This is a genomic window from Caballeronia sp. LjRoot34, from assembly GCF_964253815.1.
GTDB lineage: Bacteria > Pseudomonadota > Gammaproteobacteria > Burkholderiales > Burkholderiaceae > Caballeronia.
Genome location: NZ_CAXUSB020000004.1, coordinates 369,025 through 385,610 on the forward strand (window position 1 = coordinate 369,025; position 16,586 = coordinate 385,610).

The 16,586-nt window shown below is 57.9% G+C and carries 17 protein-coding genes; 15 read left to right on the top strand and 2 right to left on the bottom strand.

Features of this window, described 5'->3' with window-relative positions; translation table 11 throughout:
- The first annotated feature begins 4 nt into the window (after positions 1–4).
- Both ACSQ36_RS42110 and ACSQ36_RS42115 read left to right on the top strand, forming a co-directional pair.
- Positions 5–307 (top strand): hypothetical protein, encoded by a 303-nt coding sequence (locus ACSQ36_RS42110; RefSeq protein WP_436186809.1) that lies wholly within the window; start codon positions 5–7, stop codon positions 305–307.
- Between the two features lie 2 nt (positions 308–309).
- Complete coding sequence (locus ACSQ36_RS42115; protein WP_436187006.1) at positions 310–1,554, top strand: vWA domain-containing protein; 1,245 nt, start codon at positions 310–312, stop codon at positions 1,552–1,554.
- Between the two features lie 73 nt (positions 1,555–1,627).
- Here the strand turns inward: ACSQ36_RS42115 and ACSQ36_RS42120 are convergent, their stop codons facing one another.
- Positions 1,628–1,969 (bottom strand): hypothetical protein, encoded by a 342-nt coding sequence (locus ACSQ36_RS42120; RefSeq protein WP_436186810.1) that lies wholly within the window; start codon positions 1,967–1,969, stop codon positions 1,628–1,630.
- Positions 1,970–2,138: 169 nt separating this feature from the next.
- Positions 2,139–2,591: a zinc-finger-containing protein gene (locus ACSQ36_RS42125; RefSeq protein ID WP_436186811.1), complete on the bottom strand. Its 453-nt coding sequence runs from the start codon at positions 2,589–2,591 to the stop codon at positions 2,139–2,141.
- A gap of 479 nt (positions 2,592–3,070) precedes the next feature.
- On the opposite strand from ACSQ36_RS42125, the gene ACSQ36_RS42130 reads away from it, so the two are divergent.
- From ACSQ36_RS42130 to ACSQ36_RS42190, 13 genes are all read left to right on the top strand, one after another.
- Complete coding sequence (locus tag ACSQ36_RS42130) at positions 3,071–4,120, top strand: CpaF family protein (protein ID WP_436186812.1); 1,050 nt, start codon at positions 3,071–3,073, stop codon at positions 4,118–4,120.
- A 13-nt stretch (positions 4,121–4,133) separates the two neighbouring features.
- The gene (locus ACSQ36_RS42135) at positions 4,134–4,484 is read left to right on the top strand and encodes a TrbC/VirB2 family protein (RefSeq protein ID WP_436186813.1); all 351 of its coding nucleotides are present in this window, start codon (positions 4,134–4,136) and stop codon (positions 4,482–4,484) included.
- Positions 4,485–4,530: 46 nt separating this feature from the next.
- Positions 4,531–4,794: a conjugal transfer protein gene (locus ACSQ36_RS42140; protein WP_436187007.1), complete on the top strand. Its 264-nt coding sequence runs from the start codon at positions 4,531–4,533 to the stop codon at positions 4,792–4,794.
- Positions 4,788–7,247: a VirB4 family type IV secretion system protein gene (locus tag ACSQ36_RS42145; RefSeq protein WP_436186814.1), complete on the top strand. Its 2,460-nt coding sequence runs from the start codon at positions 4,788–4,790 to the stop codon at positions 7,245–7,247. Before ACSQ36_RS42140 ends, ACSQ36_RS42145 begins: the two co-directional genes overlap by 7 nt.
- A 25-nt stretch (positions 7,248–7,272) precedes the next feature.
- Positions 7,273–8,040, top strand: coding sequence for a type VI secretion protein (locus ACSQ36_RS42150; protein ID WP_436186815.1), 768 nt, complete (start codon positions 7,273–7,275; stop codon positions 8,038–8,040).
- Complete coding sequence (locus tag ACSQ36_RS42155; protein ID WP_436186816.1) at positions 8,037–9,095, top strand: type IV secretion system protein; 1,059 nt, start codon at positions 8,037–8,039, stop codon at positions 9,093–9,095. The genes ACSQ36_RS42150 and ACSQ36_RS42155 overlap by 4 nt, the downstream gene beginning before the upstream one ends.
- A gap of 3 nt (positions 9,096–9,098) precedes the next feature.
- Positions 9,099–10,490 (top strand): TraI domain-containing protein, encoded by a 1,392-nt coding sequence (locus tag ACSQ36_RS42160; protein WP_436186817.1) that lies wholly within the window; start codon positions 9,099–9,101, stop codon positions 10,488–10,490.
- Positions 10,487–12,361 (top strand): conjugative transfer system coupling protein TraD, encoded by a 1,875-nt coding sequence (gene traD / locus ACSQ36_RS42165; RefSeq protein ID WP_436186818.1) that lies wholly within the window; start codon positions 10,487–10,489, stop codon positions 12,359–12,361. Before ACSQ36_RS42160 ends, traD begins: the two co-directional genes overlap by 4 nt.
- An 11-nt stretch (positions 12,362–12,372) precedes the next feature.
- Positions 12,373–12,891 (top strand): hypothetical protein, encoded by a 519-nt coding sequence (locus ACSQ36_RS42170; RefSeq protein WP_436186819.1) that lies wholly within the window; start codon positions 12,373–12,375, stop codon positions 12,889–12,891.
- Positions 12,848–13,102: a hypothetical protein gene (locus ACSQ36_RS42175; RefSeq protein WP_436186820.1), complete on the top strand. Its 255-nt coding sequence runs from the start codon at positions 12,848–12,850 to the stop codon at positions 13,100–13,102. The genes ACSQ36_RS42170 and ACSQ36_RS42175 overlap by 44 nt, the downstream gene beginning before the upstream one ends.
- The gene (locus ACSQ36_RS42180) at positions 13,095–13,709 is read left to right on the top strand and encodes a DUF4400 domain-containing protein (RefSeq protein ID WP_436186821.1); all 615 of its coding nucleotides are present in this window, start codon (positions 13,095–13,097) and stop codon (positions 13,707–13,709) included. Before ACSQ36_RS42175 ends, ACSQ36_RS42180 begins: the two co-directional genes overlap by 8 nt.
- A gap of 269 nt (positions 13,710–13,978) precedes the next feature.
- On the top strand, positions 13,979–14,833 hold the full coding sequence (locus tag ACSQ36_RS42185; RefSeq protein ID WP_436186822.1) for an ATPase: 855 nt from the start codon (positions 13,979–13,981) through the stop codon (positions 14,831–14,833).
- Positions 14,834–14,843: 10 nt separating this feature from the next.
- The gene (locus ACSQ36_RS42190) at positions 14,844–16,577 is read left to right on the top strand and encodes an ATP-dependent helicase (protein WP_436186823.1); all 1,734 of its coding nucleotides are present in this window, start codon (positions 14,844–14,846) and stop codon (positions 16,575–16,577) included.
- The last annotated feature ends 9 nt before the right edge of the window (positions 16,578–16,586 follow it).

Genomic DNA, 16,586 nt, shown 5'->3' on the forward strand with positions numbered 1-16,586 from the left:
CGCCATGCAATCCATCATCGCAAAACGCATCGTTGCAACGTTTCATCCGCAGGCGTGGGTCAACAACCATGCAGTGGACGTGGATGCTCAAGGAGAATGCCAGTTTGACGTGACCGAGTATGTGTCGGCGCTCGGCGAAGAGAAGGCTTTGGCGATAAAAGACTACTCCGACTCGTCGGATGATCTTGTGTCGCTCGCCAAGGCGCCGGACTGGGCTAGAAGCTGGCCGGGACCGTTCTTTGTGACTGTCGAGCAATCGATTGGCGAATACTTTAAATTCGCCGACGTCGCGTGGGATTGGTTATGAGCATCGATCCTCGTATTGCTAAGCAACGTACGGCGCTCGTGCTCTCGCAGCCTTTTTTCGGTGCACTGGTGCTGCGGTTGAAGGTGGTCGAGGATCGGTCCTGCGAGACGTTCTGGGTGGATGGGGAATCCTTGGGCTACAACCCGGATTACCTGGCTACATTGAACGACCTCGAAGTGCGAGGCGTTCTCGCGCACGAAGTTCTTCACGTGGCCAATGGCCATTGCTGGCGAATGGGTGCGCGAGACCCCGAGCGCTGGAACGATGCAGGTGACTACGCCATTAACCCGATCGTCATCGACGCCGGCATGGTGTTGCCAAAGGGTGTTTATCTGGATGCCCGCTATACGGGCAAGTCGGCCGAGGAGATTTACGGCCAACTGACCGAGGATGCGCGCAAGAAGGCGAAGCAACCCGATAGCAAAGCTGATAGCAAGCCTCAGCAGGCGAACCCGTCGGGCAAGCCGGAAAGTTCTGATCGGGGGAGTGATCGCGATAATCTGGCAAGTCCGGCTCAGCCTTCAGAATCAGGCGGGACGGCAAGCAGTACCGAGCCCAAGCCTGCATCGGTTGGTGAAGTCCGTCCGTACCAGGGCGAAGACAAACCAACGAAGGAAGCGGAGTGGAAGGTAGCCGTCATTCAAGCTGCGAAAGCGGCGCAGATGTACGGCAAGCTTCCGGGTTCACTTCAGGCGATGGTCTCTGAAGCCGTGCGACCGGTAGTGGATTGGCGGGCGGTGTTGCAACGCTTTGCCCAACAGGCAACGCCGAGCGATTACAGCTTTGCCATGCCTAATCGCCGGTATCTGCATCTTGGGTTTTATCTGCCCTCGCTGCATACGCCGGCGGTGGCCGATGCGGTGTTTGTGCGGGATTCAAGTGGCTCGGTCACAGCCGAGACGCAGGCGCAGTTCAACGCGGAGATCCTGTCGACGTTTTATTCGCTGCAACCGGCGCGCTTGATCGTGATGGATTGCGATACGCGCGTCACGCAGGTGCAGATTTTCGAACGGGGCGACTCGCCGGAGATCAAGCCTGTGCGCGGTGGCGGTGGCACGGTTTTTATCGAGCCTTTTGAAAAGGTGCTGACCGAAGGAATCAACCCTACGTTTCTGGTCTACCTGACAGACATGGAGGGGCGGTTTCCGACGCAGGTGCCGTATTTTCCGGTGCTCTGGGCGTCGACCACGCCGCTTTCACGGGCGAGGAAAGCGCCGTTCGGAGAAACGATGGAAGTAATTTGCTGAACCTGGCGCAAGCCGGGTTTATAGGTTGAAGACAGAACCCGGCCTCGTGCCGGGTTTTGTCGTTTACGGACGTTCAGGCGCGTTTCTTTTGCGGCAGCGGCTCGGGTTCGCCAGCCTTCAGTCGCTCGAGACGCTCGCTCGCGCCTGCAAGCACGCCAAGCGGGGCGCGGTCCAGTTGCGCATCGTGCATCGCCAAGACAGCCTCGACGCGGGCGGATCCATCGGCATCGATCTGCCAGACGGCTTCGTCCCGCCCTTTCACGAACGCTGCGTTCAGTGCGGCTTCAGCATCGAGCCACGTTTCGCGCGAAATTTGTCCGTATCCCGCCTCGGCGACGAACGAGGTCAGGATCAGAATCTCGGTCAGCGACTGCACGCCGTTTAGCCAGCCGTGCCCGTCGATGAGGGCTTGCAATGCGCAGTGGGCGTGCAGCGAGAGAAGGTCCGCCTCTCGTTTAGGAATCGGAACGAGAGAAAGTTTCGCGAGGCGCGCACGGGTTGCTTGCGGGCTGCGATTAAAGGGTAGGGTACGGGCCATTGATCGGAAAAGGGGTTGCGTTCACCGGTTAACGAACGGTGGGCGCTTATTCTGAAGGGGCGCGATCCAGGCGGGAACGCTCGAACTGCTCAATTACGCCGACCGCTGCCCGACATTGGTCGGCGTCGAGGTGATGGATAGTGCACGCCTTCTCGTCAATCTGCAGGGCGCTCGCGAGCCACCGGTAGCCTTTGGCCCGAGCCTCGAAGATTGATATCCCGTCACGCCGCGCTTTTATCACGGCCATTGGCTCGAGCGCCGCATGCAACTTCGCCTTCCATTCACGAAGCTCGGCGTTCGCAAGTCGTCCAAGCGGCACGTTCCGGGTACTGCGCGAGTAAATACCGATCCACGCCTGGCAGGGCTCGCACAGCCATAGCGTGCCGCGGTCTTCGCGATATGGATAGCTGAGGCCGCCGACGCGAACCAATACGGCGGGTGCGCCACAGTATTCGCAATGAGGCTGAGGTAACGGCTTGACTGGACGGGCGACGCGCATCGTGATCTCTGTTTCAGGAGACCCTAATCGGCACTTAGGGTCTCGCGGCACGCTTGTTTTTCTAAGTGTTTGATTATAAATAAGAAGATTCGAAAAACACCCCGGATAACAAAAAAAAAATTTGGAAAACGGTTCTCGGTCATTCCGGGCTTCCTACATCCGTTTTGACCGGTTGAGTGACGCAAAGAGATACGTTTTATAGCGTCTTTGTGAGAAAGACCCTAAGCGGCGATCAGGGTGTCGCCTCTTTCAAAACAACTCAACGTGCAAAGGGGTGCTTTCTTCGCCCAGCGACATCATGCTAAACCACGGAACCGCTGAGGCCAGATTCGCCGCGCCATGGACATTTGCTCTGGAAGCATCCGTGCCGCCGCGCATGCATTTGATGAAAGCGATTCGATTTCGTGCGTCTTTCGGCGACTTTCCGCGTGTCCCGCACTAAACAATAGTCGGATGTTAAATCGCCCGAAAAGGCACGCATGTCCGACTTTGCCGATAGCCACCTGCTAAAGCTGCGCCCGCTCGAAACCGAAGCGGTAAACATGTTTTTCGAAGCGCTCTCGCCATTAAAAGAGCAACTCGACGCGCCCGACCTCGCGGAAATCATGGTGAACGACGTCCGCAATGTATGGGTCGAGCATCGTGGTGTGATGTCAAAGGTCAATGTCGACCTTCGCCCCGCACATCTGGAAGCTGCAATTCATTCGCTCGCTTCGTCCGTTGATAAGTCCGCGCGCGCCGGCAGCGACAAGGGAATCATTAACGCCGGTCACAAAAACCTGCGTATTGCAGCGGTGATGAATCCGACAGCAATCGATGGTCATGCACTGAGTATCCGAAAGCACCGGGAATCAAAGCTCTCGCTGTCCGACTATGTCGCAATGGGCGCCTTCGCGGCCGTCAATGCCCGTCCTGAAATTGCCGAAGCCATCCTATTTGAGGAAGGCATTGAGAACCAGGCGCTCATGCGCGCACTGGTCGCGCTCGTCCAATCGCGTAAGAACGTGCTGGTCGCCGGCGGCACGTCAGCCGGTAAGACAACCTTCTTGAACGCGATGCTCGAAGCAATCCCCGCCGACCAGCGGGTGATCACAATTGAAGACACGATGGAACTGAAGGTGCACGTTCCCAACCGTGTTCGTTTGCTCTCAAACGCCGACACGAACGTCACGACCCAATTGCTTGTTGCGCTGTGCCTGCGGTTTCGGCCCGACCGCATCATCGTGGGCGAAGTCCGGGGCGGCGAAGCGTATGACTTGCTCCAGGCGTTGAACACTGGCCACGACGGGGGCCTCGCATCGATCCACTCGAATAACGCTCGTACGGCGCTTAGCCGTCTAGAGAGCCTTGCCATGCTCGGTATCCCGCCTGGCTCTAGATGGGAGCTGGAAGACATGCGCAAGAACATCGCCGATTGCTTCAACTACGTGGTGCATTTCAAACGCACGGGTGAGATGCGCCACGTCTCCGAAATCCTTGAAATCCGGGGCTTTCGCAATAACGACTACGACCTTAAACGCGTTTTTTAATCGGGAGCATCACATGAAACACAAGTTTTTCAGTTCAGCCGCCGCAGTCGCACGAAAGCTCAAGCCGGGCAAGCCACTGTTTGTAGGCGCGGCCCTGAGCGTGGTTTCGGCCGCTGCCATGGCTGCCGGCGACTTCTCGTCGCTTACGGGTCTCACCGACATCATCTGCACGATCAGTAACCTGATCAGCGGACCGTACCTGTACGGCATCGGCATCGTGTTGATCACGATTGGTGGCGTCGCGGTAGCCAATTCAGAAAGCAATATTGCCAAGACCTTCTCGGTCGTCCTCGTGGGCCTGGGCATCGCATCGGTTGCCGTGCCGATCATGCGCGACCACTTCCACCTCGCCCAAGTCTGCTGATATGCGCCAGCACAAGGTTAGCCGGGGTTTATCGCTGCCGCGTCAAATGGGCGGGGCGGACCGCGGCCTTGCCATCTTCAATGGCACGCTGACGGCGCTCCTTTGCTACACGAGCTGGAGCCTGTCGTTTCTGGTTGTAGGCGCGCTTGTGCATATCTTCCTGCGTTGGAAAAGCTCGACCGATCCATGGTGGCGCATCGTGATGCTCGTCTACAACCGTTATCCGGACGTCTACGAGCCGGGACCCAACGCCCAATTCAGCGCGCGCTTTAAGCGCCCCTACGGCTTCGATCAGGACCTCTCATGCTGAAATCCATGTTCGCCAAGCGGTCGGTGCAGGAGATCGCGCCATGGATGACCATGATCACGCCCGAGATCGTGCTGGATAAGGATGGATCGCTGTTGACCGTCTTCGAGTTCGAAGGGATCGATGCGGATACGCCGAACCCGGGCGACATCACCGCGGCGCGTGACAACCTCGATCACGCATGCCGCAACTTCGATCATCGGATCACGGCGTGGTGGCGGATGTCGCACCGCCGGGTAAAAGGAGAGATGTCGGGCGAATTCGCATCGAAAGCGGACGCCCGGATCGACGCCATCAATCGGGCGAACATAGGCAGCGGCAAGTACTTCCGCAATTCTCACTCGCTCGCGCTCGCGTTCACGCCGGAAACGGGTATCTCGCGCATCTTCGACAAGATCGGCTACCACATGACGGTTGGCGGCAAGAATCTGGCCGTGGCCATGTTCGAGGCCGCGAAAGACCTGGTGCTCGCGCGAAGTGCCTTCGTTTTCGACTTGTCGAAGATCCAAAACGAAATCAAACGCTTTGAAGCGGTCATCGACGGCTTTACGGGCGGTGTCACGCGGCTCAAGATGAAGCGCTTGCAACTGCAGAATGCGCTGTCGTTCCTGCACCAGCGCGCCAATCCGAGCACGCCCAAGCGGCGGGTACGTTATCCAGTCACGATGCTCGACACGCATCTCACGGAAACGGAGATCACGATTGGTGCGTCCGAGCTGATGTTCGAGTCGGCGCACGGCAAGATCTACGCACGCATCATCGGGGTAAAGGAATGGATGGGCTTCCAGGAAGCCGCGCTTGACGTGCTCGCGCAAGTGGATGCAGAACTGGATGTCTGCGTAATGTTTCGCTTTCTCGATACCTCGCGCGCGAGTTCGTACATCAAGAAGATTCGCGGTTTCTACAAGGTTGCGGCGTTCAACCCGATCGCGATCTTGAAGCAGTGGGCAACGAAGGAAGAGCAAAAGAACGACGAGGGTCGCGAAATGCTCGCGAAGGAAGCGGGTGAAGCCTTGGCCAAACTCGATGCCGAAGGGCAGCAATACGGGTTCGCAAACATTTCGGTGGTCGTCTACGGCAGCACACCGGAAGAATGTGAAGACGCAACGCGCCAAGTCGTGGGCGTGATCGGCAATGCCGGATTTGGGGTCATCCAGGAGCGCACCAATCTATTTGCCGCGTGGAGTGCGACGCTGCCCGGGCGATGGGATCAGCAAAAGCGCTTACAGTTTGTCGAAACGCCAGCGGTGTCCGATATCGCGCCACTTACGAGCGTGGGCGAGGGTTCGAATGTCAACGAATGGTTGACGCAGCAATCCGGTACCCCGATGGGTCCGCTCACCTGCTTGCCAACACGCCACCGCACCTTGCAACGTTTCGATCTCCACCACCCCGGTGGCAAGGCGCATACGTTGGTCGTCGGCCCGATCGGCGCCGGCAAGTCGGTCTTTTTGAACTATCTTATGTCGCAGACCGGCCGGCACAATGCGCGCCGAATAAGGTTCGATAAGGATCGCTCAACACGAATCCCCACGTTGCTTGGTGGGGGGCGGTTCATTGACGCGACCGGGCGGTTCGAAACCGCGACATCGGTCAACCCGCTTTCCCTGATCGGCGATTCGAAGCATTGGCCATACGTGGCCGAGTGGGTAAAGCTCGTGATTGAAGGCGAAGACTTTACGTGTTCGCCGACCCAGGAAACCGAGATCTTTCAGCGCGTGAAAACGCTCGCCGAGGCGTACTCGCCGGATAAATGGCGGCTCTCGGGGTTGATCACGCTGCTGCCGGCGGAATTACGTGAACGGCTTCAGGTGTGGACAGAAGGCCAAAAGAACGGTCGGTTTTTTGATCATGTCGAGGACGGCTTTGCGCTGTCGGACGATCTCTCGATCGAGATGGGGGACTTGTTCCAAAACTACCCGGTCGCCGCGGCGCTCTTCATGGACTACGCCTTTTACCGTATCGCTCAGATTCTCGACGGCAAGCGCTACACGGTAATCGAGATTGAAGAGGCGGGGTTCTTCTTTACCTACCCCAAGTTCTACGCGCGCCTTGAGATCTGGGCGGTCACGATCCGCAAGCTCAATGCGGCGCTGCTCATGGCAACGCAATCGCTCGGGCAATTGGCTCGCGTCGCTGATTTCGAAATTCTCAAAGAGAACATCCCGAACATTATCTATCTCCCCAACAGCGATGCGATCAACAACAAACTGTATCGCGACACATTCGGTCAGACCGACCACCAAATTCGGATGATTGCGAACGCCGTTCCGAACCGAGACTACCTGTGGGTCACGGCTACCCAAACTCGGATGCTGCAAATGTCCTTCTCGAAAGAGTCGCTGGCGTATTTGCGCTCGGACGGCCGGGCGCAAACCATTCTCGACAAGCACGTCAATTCGGGCGTGGACAACTGGCAAGACGCGTACGTGCGTGATGTGCTCGCCAACGCTTGAAAACTATCAACGAAAGGATTAAATCATGCTGAAGAAAACGCTCGGTAGGCTTGCTGCGGTTTGCGTGATGACGTTGCTACCCCTAAGCGCCGCCCATGCATGGGGCATCGTGTTCGACCCGACAAATTTTGCGAAGAACACGATTACAGCGGCCGAAGCGGTCAAGTCCGAGGTGTACCAGGACACGAACCTGATCTATCAGTATCAGATGATGCTGAACCAGCTCAAGCAGGCGACCAATCTCAATCCGGCGGCGATGCTCTCACAAGCGCAGACGATTTCGAGCGACCTTAGCAGCCTGAGCAAGTACACCGATGGCCTGAAATCTCTCTATGGCGGTCTGCAGAGCAACGCGCAGTACCTGACGAAGGTTGTTTCCCTCGTCACTCAGTCCGGAAAGACGCCGCAGCAATGGCTGAGCGACCAGAGCACGCTGTTACAGAACAACGATACGACTGCAAAGCAGCTATTCCAGCAAGGCAGCGACGTCATTTCCCACGTCGGAGTTTTGGCGAAACGTCGCCAGGAAATACAGGACCAGTTGAATCTCTCGCCCACGCAAGAGGCGACCGCGCAATTGACGACGCACATGCTCGATATCGTATCGAGCCAGAACGGCGACATGTTGACCATGATGGCGGCCAAGCAGCAAAGCGAGGCTGTGGATACGCAGGCGAAAGTTGCTGACGCTACCGCTTCCAATGCGGCGCGGGCAACGTTGCAGTCCAAACAGGATCAGGAGCGCGCTGCCTATCAGAGCTCCATCGGAACCTCGACGGTGTTAGGCCAATGATGATGAATATTTTTCTCGCAAGCTATTGGCGCCGCCTGAAACTTGTTGGAATCGCACTGCTGTTCCTTGCAGCGTTCGGGACTCAACTTGCTCACGCGCAGTTGGTAACACCGGCCGACACGCCTAGTGCGACCAAAACCACTGGAGATGCCGCGAGCGCACTCGCGAGCATCTCGAGGCCCGGCGATCTCGGCGAAGGCACGGGAGACGCGGTCGCGCAAATTGCGAGCTTGCTCGTCAATCTGATTCCACACGCGGTCACGCTGAGTCAAACGGTCCTGCCCGAGGCGAACAAATTTGCGTGGGCGCTTAGCGTGATAACGATTGTGCTTGCGGGCGTTCGCTTCGCGGGGACCCATCATCCGGTGTCCGCATGGATCGCAGTGTTCGAGGAGATCGCTGTGCTTGGCATCTTCCTCGCGTTGTATCTTGGATACGCCACATCGGCGACCGGCTTTTGGACATGGTTCCAGAATCTTGCGACCGCGATCAACGGCTCTCGCCCAGATGTGGCCTCTCAGATGGCGCACCTCGGCGGGACAATCTTCGATGGCTTGAAAGAGAGCTACGGTATCTGGGGCACGCTGACTCATCCGGCGCAGGCCTTGGGCGACGCCGTGGTTTTGCTGCTTGCATTTCTTGTGATGACAGTAGCTGCGATCTTCTACGCGTACTTCACGGCAGTGGGCCAGATTCAGGCCGCAATCGGAATCGTTGTTGGGCCGATCGCGTTGGCATTAGGCTGTTCCTCGTACACCCGCGGCTACTTCCAAAAGTGGCTCGACTGGATGATCAGTGCCGGGATGTATATCGTCGTCGTGTCGATTCTAATGGGCTTGGTCAACACAGCGGTTTCGTCGGCATTTTCGAAAGCGGCTGCTGTGGGCGGCCATACCACCTTGAATGCCGCGTACGTGTTTGATCTTTCGATTTTCATGCTTCTGCTTTCGCTGGAAATTCCGAAGCTTGCAGGTATCTTCGGCGGTGGAGCGGGCGCAAGCGGCACGGCTGGGGTGCGCATGGCCGCGAAGGCCGCTACCGGTGGGCTTTTCTAAAAAATGTCCGACATTCATAAACCTATCGACGCCGCAGCGCTTCTTAAGCTCTATGCGAAGCGCATTGAGTTAGTCCGTCAGTGTGCCAATGAAAGTACGCAGGCCGTGTTCGAGCGCAAATGGCTTTCGGTGCTAACCCGCTGCGCGCAATGGTTCTCGTCGATGCCGCTCACGCCGGAGCTTCATCGTGAGCCCGGTGGTGCGTTCCGAGCGACCATCGAATCGACCTTCTACGCGATGCGCCTTGCCGGCGGCCAAAAGTTTGCCGCCGACCTGACCTCGGAAAAGCGCAGGCGGCTTGAACCGCAATACAACTTCGCCGTATTCCTCGCAGCAGCGTGTTCCTTGCTTGACGAGCCGTGCCGTCACTTCGAATTCACGCGGCTTGCTGACCATGCGCGGTGGAACCCTGCCGCGCACGGCGCTTTCGGGTCCTGGCTCGGCGATGGGGGATACACCATCGAACGACGCACGGCGCCACTGAAAAGCGAGCGGATGCGCACGGCAATGTTCGCGCAAACCGTCATTACCGCTGAGCTGCTTTCAGGACTCGACACGGCTGTGCTCGCCGATCTTTTTGGCGCCATTAATCCCGAACGCTCTCCGCAAGGGTTTGAGGCGTTGGTGCACAAGGTGGTGCGCCAAGCCATGGATGTCGCCGTCGACTTCGAGCGCAAAGCGCAACGCGGCGTTTTTGCACCGGTTAAATTCGATGTTCCTTCCGCCGTGCACGTCGCCCTCGAGCTTCAGCCGCAACCGGCCGCGCCAGGTGCTTCGCCAGCTTCGGTGCCTGCCGCCGCCGCATCCGGAGCCGCTGCCGCTCCTGTACATTGTGCTACGCCGCCCCCGATCTCCCCGAGTGTTGGAACATCGGCCCGTCCGGCAGACGCGAGCGCGCAATCTCCCGCTATCGCGACAGCGCCTGTCCCGGCGGTGGCCAGCCCCGCAGCAACAACGCCGCAGTTCTCGCAATCCTTGCTTGATGCATTGGAGCGCAGCGAAGCGTTGGCGGCGTCGCCGGTCTCCGCGGACGCTAGTCCCGAGGTGGTAAAGCCCGTCGCCGTAGATCCCGCGGCGGTGTCGCTGCCGGTCTCGAAAGCGGGTCGGGCCGGACCAACTGACAAAGAGCTCGACGAGTTGTTCGGCGCTGGTTCCGTGATGATGCGCGAGTTCTTCCGGGCACTTGCGGACGATGTTGCAACGGGCAAAGCGAAGGTTGCTTGGGAAGAAAAGGGGTTGACCGTTCAGAAGCGGCTGATTGGTGCGTATGGCATGACAAGCGATGCGCTGGTGGAGCAACTGAGGAAACGCAGCTTGCTCATGCGCGCACACGGCAACGACATCTGCATCGTGGAGCGCGCGGGGCGGATCATCATGGAGCGACCAGCCGCATGAACTACATCAATCACTTCCGCCCGATTTATGAGGTGCGACCGGCTGTGGTTTGGACCTTTGCGATTGTCGGTATTCTTGTGTCCGGCATGCCGTATAGCTGGGCATTCGCACTCTTCGGCTTGGCCGTGCTGACGGTGCGAGGCGTACAGATTTGGCGCGCATTGAGTTTTCGCATGGCGATCTCGACCAAGTGGCTGAGCAAGATCCACATCTCTAAACTGCTCGCCACGCAGAAAAACATGCGCGAGCGCGAGGATTCGATGTATCTCGGCACCGGGTTCGAATGGACGCAGAAGCATACGCAAATTGCCCATGACATCCTGCGCATGCCCACGACGGACATTCCATCGTTACCGCGCTGGCTGAACAAGACGGACCTCGGGCGCGCAGTTGAAGCGCGCATTGAATCGGTCTTCGCGCCGGTAGACAGCGTGCGAGATCGCATGCCTCAGGGGTCCTCGTGGATCCACGGGATGGAACCAAAAAAAGTTCGCGTGCCGTTTCACTATAAGGCGATGGGCGGTCACACGCTGGTCGGCGGCACGACCGGTTCGGGCAAGACCCGCACCTATGAGGTCATCTCCACTCAAGTGATCCACAACCCCAAGGATGTACTGATCATCGTCGATCCGAAGAACGACGACGACTGGAAAAAGCGCGTTGAGAAGGAGTGCAAGCGCGCCGGCCGGAAATTCCTCTATTTCAATCAGGCGAAACCGGCAGAGTCCATTCGGTTGAATCCGCTTGAAAACTGGTCGCAGCCGTCGGAAATTCCGTCGCGTATCGCGCAATTGATGGAGGAGGGGCCATTTCGGGACTTCGCGTTCCTTTTCATCGACCGCGCGGTCAAGGGTGAGCTGTACGTTGGTGACAAGCCGAATCTACGGTCCATCCTCAAATACGCGCAATCGGGTATCGGCACGCTGTTGGATCGCTGCTTACGCCGCTTCTTCGTTGAAAACGGATTGCCCGATTGGGAAACGCTTGTCGTAAGCTCGACCGTTCAGCAAGCAACGAAGGGCAAGAACGATGTTTCGCTGGTTGACGGTATGGCCAAGCTTTACATCGACCGGTTTGCGGCAGTGGATCGCGGTCATGAAACGCTCGACGGCCTGATCGCCACCCACACGCATGATCGCGAGCACTACATGCGGATCATCGCGTCGGCATTGCCGCTTCTCCAGATGCTCGCCACTGGCGAAACTGGTTTGATGCTCGCGCCAAAAGCTGACGATTTCGAGGATGAGCGGGAGATCTGGGACATCGACAAGATCATCAAGCAAAAAGCAGTCTTGTACATGGGCCTGGATTCCCTCTCGAACAACATTGTTCAGAAGGCGATCGCATCGATGGCGCTGTCGGATGTGGCGGCGGTGTGCGGCTCGATCTATAACTTCTATGCCGAGAAGCCCGACGTGGTCTTGATCATCGATGAAATCGCCGAGGCAATCAACGAACAGGTGATCCAGATCCTGAATAAAGGTCGCGGCGCAGGGTTTAAGGCGTTTGTGGCTTTCCAAGCGCGTGCGGACCTTGAGGCGAAGCTTGGAAACGCGGCAAAAATGCTGCAGGTTTTGGGTAACTTGAACAATCAAATAATCCTTAGGCTTGAAGACAGCGACACTGCAAAGTGGTTTTCGGACAAGGTCGGAGAAACGGCGATTCGCGTGGTCAACATTTCGAACAGCACGAACACTACGACCGAGTCGCACGCCATGGAGTTCAGTGGCTCGCAGTCCCGCACGCTTCAACTGGAAAAGGCGCCGCTCATCCCTATGCGCTTAATTCACAGTCTGCCGAATTTGCAGTACTTCATGCGCATCTCTGGCGGTGCGGTGTATCAGGGTCGTATTCCCATCATCGAAGGCTAATAAAAAAGATCATGTCTGTCGCATTCAAAAACATCATCCGCGATCACAAGCTATCGCAAAAGCTCATCCCGGTTTTTAATGTGGCGCCCGAACTGGAGCTCGCGTGCTCTCGCGTGGTCGACTTCGTCGGCGAGCGCTTTCGCGGCGACAAAGGGCCGCTCGCAGCGGAAATGATTCACTCCGCGTTGAGCGGCTTCAAACGCGCCAAGCGCACCGGGGACGAACATATCGCCTTCATGCAAGGTCTCTTCGAGCCGGCAAAGGCGCTGTATGCGCGTCGCTATGTCGCCAGGCGCGGGGAGAAGCTGAGCGTTTGGTCGCCGATGCTCGAAGCGATTCCAATGTTCGAAGAACGCCACGCGAACTGTAAGTTCGAGACCATCGACGAACGGTGCCCCGAACAAATTACAGAGCGCACGGCGGCGTTCCAACTGGCTTCGCGCGTGCTGCAAGGCGAGGCTTTCCGCTTTTATTTCGAGGAATACGATGTCGCTCACCGTTTCGATCATAGCGAAGTTGTCGGGCGTTGATGAACGTACCGCGCGGCGGGCGCTCGATACCGTCGTAGCATTCGACGAACCTGGGGCCATGCCGCCGGCCGAGTTTTCGGTAGGTGCCGCAGCCCGCTGTTATGCGCTCGCGACGATTGCGGACCAACGGCCCGGTTTCTTCTGGCTGGGTCTGTTGGCCCTTGTCGCGGTTCCCGTACTGATCCTCGTGCAGATTTTCCATCATGGCTAGTCGGTTCGGCTCGCACCTTAAAGTCTGGTTCCTGCTCGTGCCCGTGCTCGCCATTGCGGTGATGCCGGCCATTCCAGAACGCTCACTATTCGAAATCCCGGAAGCGGAAACCGCTTCGTTGGTTACGTCAGTGGGCGCCGAACGTGCAGATGAAGCCACCCGCTCAGCCAACGCGCTTTTCAGGCGTTCGTTCGTTGACAATGGTTTGCTGCGCAGAACGCTTGCCGCCTCAGGGCCGGTAGGCGGCATGACCGACGGCGGATTCTCGACCTTCGCTCATACGTGGACCGAAAACTTCTGGCTGCTTGTCTATCGCATGATGTATCGGGCGATGGTCATGAAGATTTGGATTGCTGGGACCGCGCTGTTTGCGGCCGCTATGTTCTTCGACGGAACTGCCCGGCGCAAGATAAAAGCGTCCGCCGCTGGCTTCGTGAGTCCGCTGTCCTTTCACTTGGCCGGCCACGGCCTTTTGCTCGTGCTCGGCACGCTATTTGGCGTACTTGTCGTTCCCATACCGGTGATCGCGACCTACTGGGTGGTTGTTGCTGGTCTGCTAGGCGGGTTGCTTTGGAAAGCCGCCGAGTCGTTTCAGTCCTCTCGGTAGGAGAGCCACAGCAGGAGACCTGGCGCGAGGGAAAAGTCGGCTGCGTTCTTCAGGAGAGGTTATACGCCGTATAGCCTTTCCTTTTTTTTGCACGGCAAATCGCATTGCCGGTCACCGCTCGTGCTTACGTCGAAGCAAAGCCACACAAAATAGTGCGCCTTTCGCGCTCTCGCAGCCCGATGGACCCGTAACAATGACATTTATAGGCAGCGCTTCGCGCGCCTTGTTTTCCAACGACAACCGGGCGTATGCCCGCCAGGAGAGGCCGAATGAGCACTGTTGCAGAAACCCAAGTCAAAGAGAATTCCGCCATCGACGGCGCGGTTTTGGAGCCCGTTATGGTAGCGGGGGTCTCGGCACCAAGCACGGTAACCGACGGCGCCGATGACGGCGAATTGGAGCTTGAGCTTACACAAATGGAGGCCGATGCCGACCGGCTGCAGAAGGAAGGCGTGATTTCACAAGACGACGCGACCATGAAGCGCGCCGAAGTGGCCAAGACCCGCAAGCTCTTTCGCGACCTGCCTGGCGAGGAGCGCATCGCCATCATCAAGCGTCGCCGCGAAATCGGCCGCCAACTTCTGGACCGCCAGTTGTCGGGCGCCGCCGTCGTTTCGGCGCATGTTCGCCTGAACCACACACGGCTGAAGCCGCTTTTCGAGCAATGGTGGCCGTATCTGAACCGCATGAGCATCAACATGCAACGTTTCGGCAATTCCACGTTTGGCAGCGAGAACAAGGAAACCGTGAATGGCTTCTTTGACAAACAGCTCAAGTCCCTCGAAGAATACGTCGAAGAGCAGCATCGGGTCGCCGAGGGGTATCGCGTGTCGAAGGAAGCTGAGCTTCGTGCGGCCAATGATTTTGTGTTTGAACCGAGCATTCCGATGCCGGCGCTCGAAATCGAGGTCGAGGCGTATTCGCGCTTTTCGATGCGCATCTTGAGCGCGCTGATGAAGTTCGACAAAGCCATGGATCATTACGACTTCATGGTATGGAACGGCATTCGCGATCAGTCGGATGTGGATGACGAAACGGTGCGTTTCCTGAAAAAATTCAACCCGCTGGGCTTGCGTGGTTACATGACGCACCTGCGGCTGATGACGACCGTGCGCGGCTTGTAAGGCTAATGCGATGCTGGACGAATTGAACCCCCAGCAACGGGAAGTCGCCCAGTTGCGCCAGAACTGTGTGGCGATCGCTTGTCCTGGCGCGGGCAAAACCAAGACGATCGCGACCAAGGCGGCGCTGCTGCTTCAGGAAGAGGCCGTGATGGTGGGCGCGGTGACTTTTTCTAAAGACGCTGCGCTCGAGCTGCGCGATCGCATCCTGGCTACCGCCGGCAAGACCGTTAAGAAAAGGCTGATCGCAGGAACCTTCCACTCGCTCGCGTACAAGCAATTGCAGCGTCCCGGCAGTCGGCCGCTCGACATTGCATCCGAGGGCGACCGTCTTGGACTGCTCATCCGGGTGATGCAGGAAATCGGTCGGGAAGGAAAGGCTGAAGACGTCATCCCGGCTATCGAGAAGATCAAAACGAACTTTGGTAAATTCGATCCGCAAAGCGAAGACGGGCAACTGTATGCGGCCTATCAAGACGCGTTGGCGAGAAACGGCAAGATCGATTTTCAGGACATGCTGCGTCTGGCTGTAGAGGGAATGGAGAACGGCACGATCCTCCCGTATCCCTTCACCTTCCTTCTCGTTGACGAGTTCCAGGATACCGACCCGCTTCAATATCGCTGGATCGAGCTGCATGCGAACGCAGGTTCGATCGTGACAGTCGTGGGCGACGACGATCAGAGCATCTATGCATTTCGCGAAGCGCTGGGCTACCGGGGCATGGAAGCATTCATCAAGCAGTTCGATGCTAAACCGGTGGTGCTTGGCAGTAACTATCGGTGTCGCTCCGAGATCTTGGCGGCCGCCGACCGCGTCATACGCAACAACGTCGATCGCATCGCGAAGGTATTGCGAGCCGAGAAGGGTGCGGGCGGCCGTGTGATGGCTTCGCGGCACGCCGACGAATACGCGGAAGCTGTCGCTGCGGTTGAGGCACTGGCGCCACTGCTCGTCGCCAAACAGTCGTGCGCGATTCTCGCTCGAACAAACCGTATCTTGGATCCGCTCGAAGCGGTTTGTCGTTCGCATGGTGTGAAGTACTACCGCGCGTCGGGATCTTCTGTGCTGAGTCGGCCAGAAGGTGCGCTCATGTGCAATTTGCTGGAAATTGTCGAGCGGGTGAAAGAAACCGGGCTGGATTCGGTGCTGGCTCACCTGGGTCTTCGCGCCGAGCAATTGCGTGCGCTTCACGCAAACATGGGAGCTGAGCTGCAGCAGCGCGGCAGGGCTGACCTAGTCGAGTTGGGTCTGCCGGAGGACGTGGCTACAAACTATCGAGAGTTCATGAAGCGGCTCGCCGAGTGGCGCGGGCTCTGCGACCGAAAGTTCTACTCGTTGACGCTTTCCGGGGTCAGCGAGTGGATGTTGAAGTACGCGAAAAAAGAGCAAGCGATCCGCGCGATTCAGGCGACGTACGACGTGCTCTCAAGGCTCTCAGGAACGTTTGCTGAACGGCTGCTATTTATGCGCCAGGAGAACAACCACCCAACGCCCGGCGCACTGATTCTCACGACGATGCATAGCGCGAAAGGGTTGGAATGGGATCACGTGTGGATCGCGCGCGCCGAAGAAACGATCGCGCCAGATGCAAAATCGACTGAACCCGAAGAGCGTCGGTTGTTTTACGTCGCGATGACGCGTGCACGCGAGTCCCTGATGATTTCAGGTACAGCCAAGAACTTTGCGTCCAGGTTCGTGACCGAAGCACAAATCGAGGCGCCAGCTGAGCCGGCACTTGCCGCATAGCAAGTGCAT